Below are 13,710 nucleotides of genomic sequence, written 5' to 3'. Positions count from 1 at the left end.
CCATACTTCTTTTTTCTTCCATTCTTCCGTCGATATATTTCTATTTTTCAATCAACATCTTCTGTATTGCGGTGAAATCGCTATTGCGTGCTTGGCACTTCAGAGGTGCTGAATTCACTGTTTCCGAACCGGGTGCCGATCCCGATGGTGAATGAGAACTCATTAGCGTTTTCACCTTCATCTTCATCTTCAATTGACATCCACAGTCGTTGATACTGTCCTTTTGCCCGTAAGACAAACGCCGACCCTATACGCCACTGATAACCCGCACCTATTCCGATACCTGTGATCTTTAGGTTTCCGTCAAAGAAGAATGAATCCTCACCGCTAAATATAGTATGAGAAACCCGCCCTAAGACGTAAGGTGAAGATACTGAGTGGCTGAGCAGAAAATATGATGCTTGACCTCCAAGATGGAATGTTGTTATGCTTTCCTCGGTCTCTTCCTCTTCCCAATACTCCTCCGCTCCTTGATACGCCTCAGAAACTGACATTCTTCCAAAACTGAATTCCGGCCCGATAGCAAATTGCTTATGCGGAAACCATGTGGCGTAAAGCGAAGTAGGGGAAGCTCCTATATGCGCTAATGTTGATGGAATTTGTGTATAGGTGATATTTACGGAGTAGTCATCGTCAACATCGGGACGGAACTGAGATATCCCAAATTGTGTTCCGACTTCAAATTCATTAGCTAAAGCGGGAACTATCGGTAAAAGGAAAGAAACGAGTAAAGTAAAACCAAATACTGTTAGAAAGTTGGGGCTCATAATTTGCGTTTTCATAATAAACTCCTTCTCATTGATCTTTTAATTGCGATGTACAATCAGGTTGTTGAATGGAAGATTGGAAGAGTGGAAGTATGAGAGGATAGGAACCGAATTTCTCATACTTCCTTCTTCTATCCTTCTGCTGATACATTTCTACTTCATGATGAGCATTTTGCGAGTAGCGGTGAAATCACCTGCGGTAAGCGTGTAGAAATAGACACCACTTGCTACAGGTTCACCGAAGGCGTTTCTACCATCCCAATACGCCGCACGGGAACGGCTTTGATACATCCCCGCAGCTTGATATCCCAGTATCAACGTCCGCACCAATGTCCCATTCACGGCATAGATATGCAGTGTAACATCCGCGTCCTTTGCCAAGTGGTAGGGTATCCACGTCTCAGGGTTGAACGGATTTGGGTAGTTAGCAAGTAGTGCCGTCTCTTTAGGTGTCAGCGTTATTAGGAGTTGTTGTAGGAACAGAATACCGCGCCGTGACGTTGTATCCGTGAGGTCTAAGTGCTGTGCAGCGGATAGCCACTGTTTGACCTCTGTAGCAGTGAGCGTTTCCAAAGATTGCGGATGCAGAGAAGGTGCGGCGGCACTTGTCCCTAATGCCCCGGCGACTAAGACGAGATCCTGAATATTGACAGATCCGTCCCCATTGACATCTGCCGGATTCTGTCCTGTTTTTCCGAGATTTGAAGCAGTCAGTACCAAATCTTGAATGTTTATAATACCATCACCGTTGATGTCTCCTGTGAGTTGAATTGCTTCAGTTATCTCTGCATTTTCAACCGTTGGCACAAAACCCTCACCAGCACTATTAGTTAGCAGCACATCAGATAATGTCAAAGTAGATCCCTTCACTGCAATCACTTCAAATGTGAGTGTGGTGAGGGTGCCATCCCCACTGCTTTCTCCAGCGAGGGATGCAGCGTTGAGTTTTATGAGATTACCCTCCACTTTCGGCTCCACAAAGAACGCACCGGCAGGCAGATAATCGCCATTGGCACTTGAGACATAACGCAGCGCAGTTGTGTCAAACTGCACGGTTGCCTGATAACCTGCGACTGCTTCGCCACCTGCAATGTTCAGGTTGAAGGTTATCTGTTCCCCAACAGCAGGTGATGCCACTGAAGCGGGTGAGATGTTAACTGTGGCATCTGTGGTGGCTGTCGTCGGTGTTGTTGGTCGTACGCTTGGAACCAATACGAAGTCTCCCGGGGCAGCTATGCCTGAGACAACAACTTCAACTTCACCACCGTTGATATCCGTTCGCTGGATTCCGCCAAGTGAGTTTGCCCAATACACCTTACCCGCTGCAGTATCAACAGAAATGCCAGTAGGCAGCCCTTGTACCGTGGCAAGTGTTTCAATGTTTGTGCCGTTAAGGTTCGCGCGTTGGACCTTACCGGAATGCTCACCTATTTCCTCTGCCCAATAAATCTTGTCATCCACCACGACGATCCCATAAGGACTTCCTATCTCGGGTAGAAGTGTACCAAGACCGGTGCCATCAAGGTTTACACGCCGGATACGACCAGAAAATTCTGTCCAGTACAGCCTGCCATCCACTGTGTTCACGGCGATGTCTGTTGGCGAAGTCAGATTGAGGCGGACTGTTTCCGTGCTGCATTCTCCTGTCGTCTGCCCAATGGGAATAAAAAATAAAAAGAAAGTGAAGCCGGAACTACAACTTTTTTTCGTTTCTTCAAGTATATCTTCCTCAAGTTGGATGATGGTGCTGATGTTTTCACCGTTGAGGGTCGCGGTCTGGATTTGCAAGTCCGAGTTCGTCCAATACAATTTGTTCCCTATAGCGTCAATAGCAATACCGCGAGGAACGTTTGATAGTGTAACGAGTGCCTCAACGTTTGTTCCGTCAAAGTTTGCGCGTTTAATGACACCGCCACTTTGACTACGTTCGCCCCAGTAGAGCTTGCTACCCGCTCTATCCACGGTTAAAACCGTCACTCCTTGCGTAACAACATCAAAGTGTCCAGACGACTCTATTTTACCGGTGTCAGTATTTACCCAAAACATCGGTTGCTGCTGTAATTCTGGAATTAGCACTCGTAATTCTTTGCCACCTTTCGACGTTGCTTCTGTCATAGGGAATGGCACTGCATCCGTTACTTCAATATCTAAATCCACATTTGGATTCGCGTCCAAGAGCGCATTAAGTGGGTACGTAGACCAAATTGGATTACGCCGAAGCTCTAATCTTTCAAGAAATATCAATCCTGTGAGAGGCGTGACATCCGTGATTAGATTATCCCGAAGGTTCAACTCTGTCAGTTTAGTCAGTTGCGCGAGAGGCGTGACATCACTGATTTGATTATACGAGAGGTATAACCCCCTCAGTTGTGTGAGTTGTGTGAGCGGGGTTATGTCACTGACTTGATTTCTAATGAAAAATAACGTCTCCAACTGTGTCAGTTGTGCGAGCGGGGTTATGTCACTGATTTGATTATACAAGAGGTATAACCCCCTCAGTTGTGTGAGTTGTGTGAGCGGGGTTATGTCACTGATTTGCGTGCTATCAAGCTCTAACCCTGTTAGTTGTGTGAGTTGTGCCAAGGGGGTGATGTCGCGGATGTGATTACGATTGAGATTTAACGTCTTCAACTGCGCAAGTCGTACGAGCGGGGTGATGTCACCGATTTGGTTATAACTGAGATCTAACCTCTTCAATTGTGTGAGTTGTGCGAGTGGGGTTATGTCACTGATGTTATTCACTCTAATGTGTAACTCCATCAGTTGTGTCGCATTTTCTAAGCCAGTGAGATCAGTTATTTTTTTACCACTAGCCCTTAACTCTGTCAGTTTTTCCAATTCCGCTTTTGGAATTTTGAGGAGATCAACACCATCTCCAGTAGGAAGACCTAATGCTTTTCGGACTACTCTCGCTAAATTCGCATCAGCGAATTCCACAATGGTGTCCGGTGCGTCCTGACCATAACTAATGCCTTGGATGCCGTATGTCAACATCAATACCGCGAAAATTGACACGATTACATTTCGATTTACAAATAACGTTTTCATTACAAACTCCTTTTACAATGGTTATCAGTTCGGTTTTTCTGCGAAAAACCTTTCAGTTATCAGTTGTCAGTTAATCCTTTGTGGCGATCACTTTACGTGTCACTGCCACAACGCCTCTCTTAGTTGAAGAATAATGACGCATTACTATTTTCGTATCAGCATTTTGCGTGTTGCAGAAAAATCGCCTGCTGTAACGGAGTCGCGTGTGGACTCCGTGGACAATGTATAGAAATACACACCACTCGCCACAGATTCACCGAAGGCGTTTCTACCATCCCAATACGCCGCACGCGAACGACTCTGATACATCCCTGCAGCTTGATAACCCAATGCCAACGTCCGCACTAATTGTCCATTCACGGCATAGATGTGCAGTGTGACATTCGCGTCCTTCGACAAGTGATAGGGTATCCAAGTTTCAGGATTGAACGGATTCGGGTAGTTAGCAAGCAGTTTGGTCTCTTGAGGGAGCACAGTGGCCAAAAGCCCTTGAAGAATGGCAAGCGTTTTCTGGTAAGCAATTGAGTTGTCCGTCTCAGCAAGCAGAACATCTATCCACGCCCGAAGCGTTGCTGGATCCAGGGTTACTAACATCGCCGCAGGGGCTGCAGGAATAGCCGAGTCGTCAAGGTTCTCAACAATGATAAGCAAGTCGCTCTTATTGACGCTGCCATCTGCGTTGACATCAACACGTGGATTGGTAGGCGCGGTTTCTTCGAGGGCCCTTATCACGAGAATTAGATCATGAATGTCTATCTTTCCATCCTCATTGACATCTGCCGCTGCGAGGTTTTTTGTACGCAGGCCTCTTACGGTCGTGGAAGTCGTGAAATCCGCCCCGTCAAGATAAACTTTAAAGAATAATCCCCAGTTACCCGAGTACTCGCTGACTTTGACCAACAGGAGATTGTCACCCGCTTTCAGATTTGTGTCGAACCGGTCTTGGATGCCCGTTGTTCTCCTGCTGGTTCTTTTTCTATGAACCACCGTTCCATTCAGCCAAACTTTAATGGCATCATCGCTGCCGACTCCCATCCGAACACTGTTTTGGTCATGCGGTGAGACAATGTTAATAAATGCGTAAGCTGTGTGGTGACTGAGATTCTGAACTGGGCTGAGTCCAGTGGCATTAACGACATGCTGGACATTATTTGAGGCACAGAGGAAAAAACCACAATGGGTTGATGGCTGGATACGCTCGCCTGTCCATCGGAGCTGCCCCAATGTTTCCCCTTCTGTGATACCTTCTCGTGAGACCATCGCTTCGTTAATCTCTCCATCACTTAAGAGTTCGAGATAATCCGTGTCTATGTTTGAACCTTCAGCAATCATCCATAGCCAGGGCCCTTGGATATAGTCGGATGTCTCTGAAGTAGGCGTGGATTCTTCTGCTTTCGTAATCTGTGTGCCTTCAACCTGCGGACGCGAAGTCACGCCTTCGCTATCGGAGAGAAGCACATTGGATAATGTCAACGTTGAGGCTTTTACTGCCCGGATCTCAAAGGTGATCGTCGCAAGCGTCCCGCTCCCATTGCTTTCACCCGCCAGGGAGGTTGCAGCAAGTTTTACAAGATTGCCTGCAACAACTGGTGGCACAAAAAACGCACCTGTTGGCAGATAATCACCTATCTCACTTTCCACATGGCGCAGCGCACTCGTATCGAATTCTATGGCTGCCTCATAGCCTGCTACCGATGTTCCGCCCACGATGTTCAGCGATAGTATTAACTTTTCTCCGACAGCAGGAGATGCAACTGAGGCCGGCAGGATCTGAACGGTTGAGGCAGTGGCTTGACCGTAGCTAAGATTTCCTTGCGCACCATATATCAAAACTATCATTGTTAGAATTGACACAATGATTTTCCGACGCACACTTAGTGTTTTCATCATAAACTCCTTTCGCGGTGACATTCTCTCCTCGCCACCAAATATGAGAGGTATCTGAGTCCATGGGGTGTTCCTTTTGTTTTTAAAAATAAAACACTGCAAAGAATATCCTATGAATTTACAAACAGCGCGTTTGATTATAATAAGCCTATTTTTCTTTTTATTCCAGTAAATAAAAACACAAAAAGTCTATATCTAACTAATCAATATTAAATAGTAAATTATCAATCTTCCGATTTTTCTGGCAGGCACCGAACCCGTGAGAGGTTGGTTCGCTGACCAATTGTCTACATATTTTCGGGCTTTACTATAATCTTCATTAAGGCGAGGCACTTGTTCTCGACACACGCTGCCGTCCTGAAATACAAAAAAGATGATTTCCGCTACGCAGCGCGCGACTGCAAAGTATAGGGCTCACCATCAGGGAACCAGAAAAATTGGGGTATTTGGACGTTGTAGTCTCAGACGCGTACCCAATTGCCAGATGGGCGGAGACGGGAGGTAGAGGGACTACCCCGTCAATCCGTCTCCTACGTCCATTCGTAATTATGCCTGAGTCTTCAAAAAAAAGACACGTAAAAATTACGACGCTGCTTAAAATATCAGAGACACCAAGCGGGATATATGATATATTAAACACGCACTGACAACTTACCCTTGGCAGTGCCGCGGTTCGGGGGTCTTGCATACTCGCCGAACCACCCATATTGGATTTTACGGATGCCAAAAGGTAGTATAGCAAAAAAAAAATAAATTACAACAATTTTTTTATTTTAACCCAATTTTTATGAGAACCGAAGTCGCCATCCAACAAATTTTGAAGGGGTGCCAATATTCTTCGCGCCTTTCCTGCGATCAGAATTTTGTTTGGCGAGGTTCCCTACCTTATCCTACTGGCAAGGATAATTTGCAAAAACTGTGCCAACTCTCGCAATTTTCTGAGTGTCGTCGTAGGTTCTACAGGTTCAGATATGATACAACCTTGTAAAATCAGGGTTTCTAACATTGTATTGATTCTAAACCCAATGAGATCCCGTTTCGCTAAGCCGTGTAAAGACACAAAAATCTTTGTGATGCGTGCCAAATTTTTTGTGAAAACAAAAAATTTTGGTTTTGCCAAAGTTGGTCCCTATTCAGAAAAAATTGGGTTCTTAGGGCACCGTATTGATTGACGAATATGTGAATTCAGAGGGTTCTAAAAAATTGACAAGTGAGGGAAAAACGGATGGTAAGTTTTCGGGGAAGGGTATCGACTTTTTTATGTGTTTTCCTCAGCCAATGCACAATATTTATCCAAGGTCGGCACAGATATTTGGAGTCGTTCAGCAATTTCCCGTTTGGTGTAATGCGGAATTTCTGCCTCATACCGCATAAGGCTAATATAGGAGGTTATCTCGGAGATTGTTCCGGTCTGGACGAGTTCCAATAATCTACCCCTGACATCTTCAGGTGTTATGTGCGAGTCCCCATTAGCTTCTTGTGAAGGATCTACTTCGCCAGAGAATGAATCTCTAAACGCTTCCGATTGAGTATCTGAGTGTTCGTCAGGTTCATTTAGGTTTTCTATCGCTGTTTCGACATCCTCTTTTTTTAATTCTTCGCTTTCTGCAAAGATAAGTGCGGTTTCTATGACATTTCTGAGCTCTCGCACATTACCGTACCAATTAATATTTTGAAGATATTTAACCGCCTCCGGGGCTATACCGGTGATTAGTTTATCGTAACCTTCGCTTAATTGGGAGACAAAATCATGCGCCAAAGGCGCGATGTCCGAACGCCTGTTACGGAGCGGTGGAATCTGAATACGAAAAAGGTTCAGTCGATAATAGAGATCTTCCCTAAATCTTTTTCTACTCACTGCGGTTTTAAGGTTCCTGTTTGTTGCGGCGACCACTCGGACATCCACCTCAATGATGTCTTCCGCACCGACCGGTGAAAATTCTTGCTGCTCCAGTACACGCAGAAATTTTACTTGGACTTCAGGCGACATCTCGCTGACTTCATCTAAGAACAAGGTGCCGCCGTTTGCCTGTTCAAATATACCGTGATGCTTCCGAATAGCAGTGGTAAAAGCCCCTTTTTCATGTCCAAAGAGTTCGCTTTGAATGAGTTCTGGCGAAAACGCTCCACAGTTGATTACTTTGAACGGATTATTTTTACGGGGACTATTGTCATGAATGGCTTGCGCGATAATCTCTTTGCCAACGCCTGTTTCACCCGTAATGAGAACAGTTGCTTCTGTAGGGGCGACTAAACTTACGGATCGAAAGACCTCTTGCATCTGTGCTGATTCACCGATAATATCCCTGGTAACGTTCTGCATCTGAGTCGCGGTTTTCTCACTCATTTTGTTTTCCTTGCGTTTTGATGAAAATCACCGTTATAAACATTGGTTCATTGGTTCCAGAAGTCTCTCGCTTGTTCGATAGTTGGGAGAATTCACAGGATTTGGTGGTACTCGGCAAGTGCTAAGGAGAAATCACCACGTTTACCTAAGAGCAGTGCCTTCTGACGTCGGTATTCTCTATTCTGTGGATCAACATCGAGCTGAGATGTCAGGCGTTGAATCTCAGCATCTGAGTTAGCACGAATTTCACTCAGTTTTAGACTCGTCTGTCCATGTTCGATACAGTCTTGTAATCTTTCTCGGAACCATAGAGCGGGCAAAGTACTCCGGAGCGTGCCCGCATAAGGTTCACGATTGCCTTCAATAGCTAAACAGAACTCGTTAAGTTGACCGGAGGAGCCTTGTATATTCGCCGAAATTTCTTCATCTCCGCCGCCCATCCTGAAAGTATTCTCCGTAGAGAAGCATTTCCAAGTCCGCAGGTCGCTCCAGATGTAAGAGGCACCGCCAGTAATTTCAATTTTATGATACGAGTCGTTTCCCCATTGACGATTAGAGGTCTGGCAGAAAGTACAAAGTGCACCCTGCGGAAATCTGAGAGTGCAGGCGATGTTCGGTGCTCCATTTTTGGAAGCCATTACGGTCGCTTCTTCAGGCAGCACCGTATATTCTACAAAGAGCCGGCGGACTATCTCAAAAACGATCTGGAAATGTGAGTCTCCGAACTTCAACAAGTCGTTTAAATACGGCACGCGTCCGATTCCGAGCAAGAACCGCATGTCCTGAATAATTCCGAATCCGGAATCGCTGACAATACGTAAGATTTCCTGAATACACCGACCAAATATGAACCTTGTTCCTGTCATAACAAGCCGTTTATATTTTTCTGATGCTGCAGCAAGGTGGAGTCCTTCTTCTAAAGAGCCAGGGGGGGGCGGAGCCAAGACATTGATACCCGCAGCAAGTGCAGATTCAATGAGTTGGGCACGCGGCACGCTTGCCATCTCGTCTGAGACAATGATAACGCCATCTAACTTCAGCTTCATTGTATTGAACATCTCTTCAGGGCTCTCAAAGAAATCACAATCGAAGAATGATGCGAACTCTTCAACACGAACACGGTTTTCGGGAATGACACTGGAATTTGCGATGCAGTTTACACGCAATTGAACAGGATACAAGGCACGAAATAGCCACGGTTGTATCTGTTCCCCAGAGTAAACGACACCGATCCTCATAATGTCCTCCCGTAATCGTAGTGTCTTTTGATTTCCTCGACTTCAGTGAAACGTTCGTTTGCTGCTGAAATCTCGGTTTGCGCCCACTGGTCAATAGCGTTCTTTATTTCCGTGATGGTTGTTCGATACAGCAATTGAATTTCAGTCTCTGGCTTAGAAAGGCATTCCGCTATCTCTTGGAGAGGCTTTTTTAAAACAGTGAGGCACCCTACCTGAAATTCGAGCAAACCTCTGAGTCGGAAGGTCAGTGCCAACATCCCCCACCATTTACTGTTCACCTCACCCAGTAATTGTGCACCGCCAATCAATGGGCGCGAGAGTGGGTTATTTTCTTCAGGTAAACACAGAATATCAACTGCGGCAGCTATAGTGAGGTTTTGAAGACCTTCCCAGCGCGAGTTACCACGCCACACATCGGCGACAGAAAAATTGTAAGTCTGCTCTATAGTGCGACAGAACACCTCATGTTGCACCATATTAGCGGCACGCCTATCAACTAAAAGATCCAGGGCAATAGCATAAACGTTCCGCCCATAAGAAACAGCGTCATTAATGCGCGCAGTATTTATCACAGCTAAGTTGGGACCCGATCTGGGAACCCGTAGCTTGGCCGAATAAACTGCTGAATCGTAGTATTTTAAAAATTCTCCTCTTGTAACCTTAACCACATCCCTTCAAGAGTAATTTTAAGGGTTTGTTTACTTAGGACAATTCACAAGGCGTTCAGTTGCTTCCTGGCGAAATCCATAGGAAAAATGCCTCTACGGACATTCAGGATACGAGTTGAATAAATTATACTAATTTCTGGAAAAAAGTCAAAATTTTTCATTCCTACAGTGGCAACGAAATCGGTGCGCCGATCTGCGAGGAACGATACGTCGCCTCTGCCAGCTCTATACCGTCTCTCCCGATGCATCCGTGGGTTGTTGGCTCCGCTTCACCAGCGATGCATTGCAGCCAATGGTCGATACTTGCCCCTTTCGCCGCGACACCCCAATACCGCTGTTCACGCCGCTCTTCTGGCATATTGCGATAGGTACCATCATCTGGCACAGGAGCAGTGAATTCCTCCTCAGATGCCATATCGTGGGTTTTCCAACGGAGTCCATTGTGAATCAACGTCGCGGAACCTTTGCTGGTGACCAGACCGTTACCGCTGTTCCGAATCTCAGATGCCCAACTCTTAATCATCATACCGACACCGCCACTCTTGAAATGCACGGTCAGCACGGCATTGTTCTCCACAGCGTCCTCGGCAGGTGGATATGTACCGCCGAGCGGAACATGGCTTGTGAACCCGTAGACAGTAGAGGCAGGACCGTATAACCACAACCAGATATCGAGTTCGTGAATCGCTTGCTCCACCAACATACCGCCAGATTCTGCCTTCACAAAGAGCCATGGATGCCGCTCCGGTGAGAACCAACCGACCTGATTGGAATACGCCATCTGTAGTGTGCCGAGCGTGCCATCATCTAATAGCGATTTTAGCTTCTTATGTCCCGGACTGAACCGCATCATGTAAGCAACCATCAGGAGGACCCCCGCCTCTTCAGCGGCAGCAATCATTTCCTCGCCTTCTGCGACGCTACAACACATCGGTTTCTCCATCAAGATGTGTTTGCCTGCAGCGGCGGCAGCACGCGTGATTTCGAGATGCGGGCGCGGATGGACACAGACATCGACTGCATCTATATCCTGTCTATCGAGGAGTGCACGGTAGTCTGTATAGACATCTGCGCCGAATTGATCTGCTTGTTCGTTTGCAGATGTTTCGTTGATGTCAGCGATGGCGACGATGTCCGCACGGCGCGTCGGTTCTTGGTAATATGGCGCGTGGAGGCTACGAAATATGCCACCACATCCGATAATACCGACTTTAAATTTATCCATCTATTTTCTCCTTAAAGATTGGTTACAATACATGACGTGTGCCTGCTACTTTTTATTTTTAAGGATAGGGGGTGGTGTCTCATCCGCTAAGAGCGCAAGTGCTTCAGCGATAATCGCATGTTGCAACTCTGGGTTGTTCGGTTCACCGAGCGGATGTCCAAATGGATATGGCACGGCTAACGCACGCGGCGGTTTTATCTTCTGAGTCATACCTTCAGCAAGCGTAATCGAAACTGTGGAAATTCCCGCCTCTTCAACAGCACGTTGTATCAATCCTACAGACTGATTGCACATCGGTCACACAGGGGTTAAGAAAGCAACGTTAACACCATCCGCTTTAAGCATCTGTGCAACTTCAGGGGCGGTTTGCGTAATGAGGCGTTGCGGTTTTGTAATTGATCCCATAAAACTGAAGTGTCTATCGTTGAGTGATCCGATTTGACCTTCGGTCTCCAACTCTCTGAATCTATCAAGTGGAAATGCAAGGTTCGGATCAATTTCGATGCCGCGTTCATCGTAAGCCGCACTTTTATGTCCATTTATGAGTGCTTGGGTCGGAATGGAATTTGGAATCTCACGATACGAACAATCTCCCTTCTCAAAAGGATTCTGTCCATCAAGAAAAAAACCAGCAGTTGTAATGAGAGCGACGCTGCATTCATTCAACGGTAAGCGCAGCGGTGTGTTAGGAGATGTTTGATACCGCCGACCACCGTAAAACTTCATAAAGAATCGAGAGAGACGATCAAGTTTCCATACAGATGCCATGCACACTCCGTATTAACCGTTCGCGAAGATGAGTCGTTTCCTGTTCTGACACGGGAGTTGTATTGTTTGTCCAGTTAAGCTGCTCTCGATCGTAGCAAATCCAATTTCGTTGACAGCCGTATACTCGTCCCGTGCACAATCAGGGAAGGGGCCACCATCGAGGTAGTCCGTAATCTGTTTATACGCGACTTTGAACGGACTGGCATTTTCGGGGAGATCAAGGGTCGCATTATCAATCAATTCACCGCCTTTATGCACAGTCGCTCCACTGTAAAATCCTGTCTGAACGCTTCCTTCGCTGCCGAGAACATCAACGGAAAATCCACCTCGCGTACCATGATTTCCAACGTGAAAACCGATAGCACCGCTTTCAAATTGAATCGTTGAACCGACAATCGCGGGTTCAGGTTCGTAAGGCTCTGGGACATCCCCACCGCCAGAAACGAATCCAGTCACCGCAACCGGATCATAGCCAGCGAACTGACAGATCATGTCCGTTGTGTGGATAGCGAAAGAGAGCACACCGCCGCCGCAGTAGCCGATGACGGTTTGCACCTCACCGATGAGTCCGTCTTTGATGAGCGATTGGAGGCGGATGAGGTGTGGTCCCCAATGCCGTGTGTAGTCGACAACGATAGGGATGCCTTTCGCGTCAGCACCCGCTGTCATGGTGTCAACTTCTTCAAGGGAACATCCTGCCGGTTTTTCAAGGAAGATGGCTTTGATGTCCGCCTTTAAAACGTTCTGCATCACCGTGAAATGATGCGGTCCGCGCACACAGACAGCGACGATGTCTAAATCCTCGCTTTCAAGCATCTGTGTATCTGTTTCGTAATAGTTTATGGAGTTATCTGGAAAAGCGGGTCCCCAAATTTGCTGGAATTCTTCTTGGCGTTCAGTAGACATGTCCGCAACTGCCACCAATTCAGTCGTTTCACAAAAACGGATGCCGCCCGTGTGACAATAGGGGGCAGCGTCATCTGGTGTTGAATAGCGGGAGGCGATACTGCCTAACCCGATGATACCGACACGATACATTGGAATTGCTCCTTTTTTGAGGGTTGCCTAAGAGGATAGCACGAATATGGGAAATTGGCAAGTGAATCGGAGTTCCGCCACAATTCAATAAAGCAACACACATTCGGAGTTGCTATGAAATATGTATTCGAGATGTCTTGGGAAAAGTCGCGTCCATCGCAAAGTGTTAGATAAAGTCATTATTATTTTGTTATTTATTTCAAAAAATATGACCTAATACAACACTCGAATAAATCCTTATAATAATTGACTTTATCGCACTTTTAATTTGATTAATACCGAAATTTGCGATACCATATACATTAACAAATGTGAAAGTATCAAACTTCTGACACAACGGGCCACGCAAAATTTCACAAAGATGACGATCATACCAAACGGACACATCAAGGCAAACATCGACAAAGCGATTTCCGCCTCGGCTGGAGCAAGTCCCTCCCAAGACAGAGGTGCGTGTTGCCCCGTCGCGTCATCTGTAGAGACTACTAACAAGCAGTTAGGCTGCCCCCCCCCCCCCACTTTACAAATATAAAGTATTATTCTTCAGAATACGGTATCAGCAGTTATCGTTGTTCGCGATGCTTCGCGCCCGCGCCGCCTCCGTCTCACACGGAGCGTCTCGTCGCGGGCTATTTTTCGTGTCGCATGACACACCAAAACACTAATTCCATTCTAAAAACGACAAGGAGATTTAAAAATGAAACTCTTTATACCTTTACTCATA

General features: G+C 46.4%; 10 protein-coding genes. All 10 read right to left on the bottom strand.

Going from position 1 to position 13,710, the window contains the following annotated elements; translation table 11 throughout:
- Nucleotides 1–80 precede the first annotated feature (80 nt).
- Nucleotides 81–782 (bottom strand): hypothetical protein, encoded by a 702-nt coding sequence (locus OXH39_19715; GenBank protein ID MCY3552690.1) that lies wholly within the window; start codon nucleotides 780–782, stop codon nucleotides 81–83.
- Nucleotides 783–920: 138 nt separating this feature from the next.
- Entirely contained in the window at nucleotides 921–3,815 is a 2,895-nt protein-coding gene (locus tag OXH39_19710; protein ID MCY3552689.1) for a leucine-rich repeat domain-containing protein, read from the bottom strand.
- Nucleotides 3,816–3,959: 144 nt separating this feature from the next.
- Complete coding sequence (locus OXH39_19705) at nucleotides 3,960–5,702, bottom strand: dockerin type I domain-containing protein (protein ID MCY3552688.1); 1,743 nt, start codon at nucleotides 5,700–5,702, stop codon at nucleotides 3,960–3,962.
- A 1,258-nt stretch (nucleotides 5,703–6,960) separates the two neighbouring features.
- Nucleotides 6,961–8,049, bottom strand: a complete 1,089-nt coding sequence (locus OXH39_19700; protein MCY3552687.1) for a sigma-54 dependent transcriptional regulator — start codon at nucleotides 8,047–8,049, stop codon at nucleotides 6,961–6,963.
- 92 nt (nucleotides 8,050–8,141) lie between these two features.
- The gene (locus OXH39_19695; protein MCY3552686.1) at nucleotides 8,142–9,287 is read right to left on the bottom strand and encodes a hypothetical protein; all 1,146 of its coding nucleotides are present in this window, start codon (nucleotides 9,285–9,287) and stop codon (nucleotides 8,142–8,144) included.
- Entirely contained in the window at nucleotides 9,284–9,763 is a 480-nt protein-coding gene (locus OXH39_19690) for a hypothetical protein (GenBank protein ID MCY3552685.1), read from the bottom strand. The genes OXH39_19695 and OXH39_19690 overlap by 4 nt, the downstream gene beginning before the upstream one ends.
- Nucleotides 9,764–10,118: 355 nt before the next feature.
- Nucleotides 10,119–11,180, bottom strand: a complete 1,062-nt coding sequence (locus OXH39_19685; protein MCY3552684.1) for a Gfo/Idh/MocA family oxidoreductase — start codon at nucleotides 11,178–11,180, stop codon at nucleotides 10,119–10,121.
- 45 nt (nucleotides 11,181–11,225) lie between these two features.
- Nucleotides 11,226–11,474 (bottom strand): hypothetical protein, encoded by a 249-nt coding sequence (locus OXH39_19680; GenBank protein ID MCY3552683.1) that lies wholly within the window; start codon nucleotides 11,472–11,474, stop codon nucleotides 11,226–11,228.
- Nucleotides 11,475–11,477: 3 nt separating this feature from the next.
- Nucleotides 11,478–11,948 carry a glycine/sarcosine/betaine reductase selenoprotein B family protein gene (locus OXH39_19675; protein ID MCY3552682.1) on the bottom strand — a complete coding sequence of 157 codons (471 nt, stop codon included), beginning with the start codon at nucleotides 11,946–11,948 and terminating at the stop codon, nucleotides 11,478–11,480.
- 12 nt (nucleotides 11,949–11,960) lie between these two features.
- Nucleotides 11,961–12,986 carry a Gfo/Idh/MocA family oxidoreductase gene (locus OXH39_19670; GenBank protein MCY3552681.1) on the bottom strand — a complete coding sequence of 342 codons (1,026 nt, stop codon included), beginning with the start codon at nucleotides 12,984–12,986 and terminating at the stop codon, nucleotides 11,961–11,963.
- Nucleotides 12,987–13,710 lie beyond the last annotated feature (724 nt).

The sequence above is a fragment of the Candidatus Poribacteria bacterium genome (assembly GCA_026702755.1).
In the GTDB taxonomy this organism is placed as follows: Bacteria; Poribacteria; WGA-4E; order WGA-4E; family WGA-3G; genus WGA-3G.
This window is presented reverse-complemented; position numbering and strand designations above follow the sequence as displayed.

What these genes read in the sequence shown, in the direction of transcription:
- OXH39_19715 (MCY3552690.1), bottom strand. Translation starts at nt 782, where the DNA reads ATGAAAACGCAAATTATGAGCCCCAACTTTCTAACAGTATTTGGTTTT.
- OXH39_19710 (MCY3552689.1), bottom strand. Translation starts at nt 3,815, where the DNA reads ATGAAAACGTTATTTGTAAATCGAAATGTAATCGTGTCAATTTTCGCG.
- OXH39_19705 (MCY3552688.1), bottom strand. Translation starts at nt 5,702, where the DNA reads ATGAAAACACTAAGTGTGCGTCGGAAAATCATTGTGTCAATTCTAACA.
- OXH39_19700 (MCY3552687.1), bottom strand. Translation starts at nt 8,049, where the DNA reads ATGAGTGAGAAAACCGCGACTCAGATGCAGAACGTTACCAGGGATATT.
- OXH39_19695 (MCY3552686.1), bottom strand. Translation starts at nt 9,287, where the DNA reads ATGAGGATCGGTGTCGTTTACTCTGGGGAACAGATACAACCGTGGCTA.
- OXH39_19690 (MCY3552685.1), bottom strand. Translation starts at nt 9,763, where the DNA reads ATGGTGCAACATGAGGTGTTCTGTCGCACTATAGAGCAGACTTACAAT.
- OXH39_19685 (MCY3552684.1), bottom strand. Translation starts at nt 11,180, where the DNA reads ATGGATAAATTTAAAGTCGGTATTATCGGATGTGGTGGCATATTTCGT.
- OXH39_19680 (MCY3552683.1), bottom strand. Translation starts at nt 11,474, where the DNA reads ATGTGCAATCAGTCTGTAGGATTGATACAACGTGCTGTTGAAGAGGCG.
- OXH39_19675 (MCY3552682.1), bottom strand. Translation starts at nt 11,948, where the DNA reads ATGGCATCTGTATGGAAACTTGATCGTCTCTCTCGATTCTTTATGAAG.
- OXH39_19670 (MCY3552681.1), bottom strand. Translation starts at nt 12,986, where the DNA reads ATGTATCGTGTCGGTATCATCGGGTTAGGCAGTATCGCCTCCCGCTAT.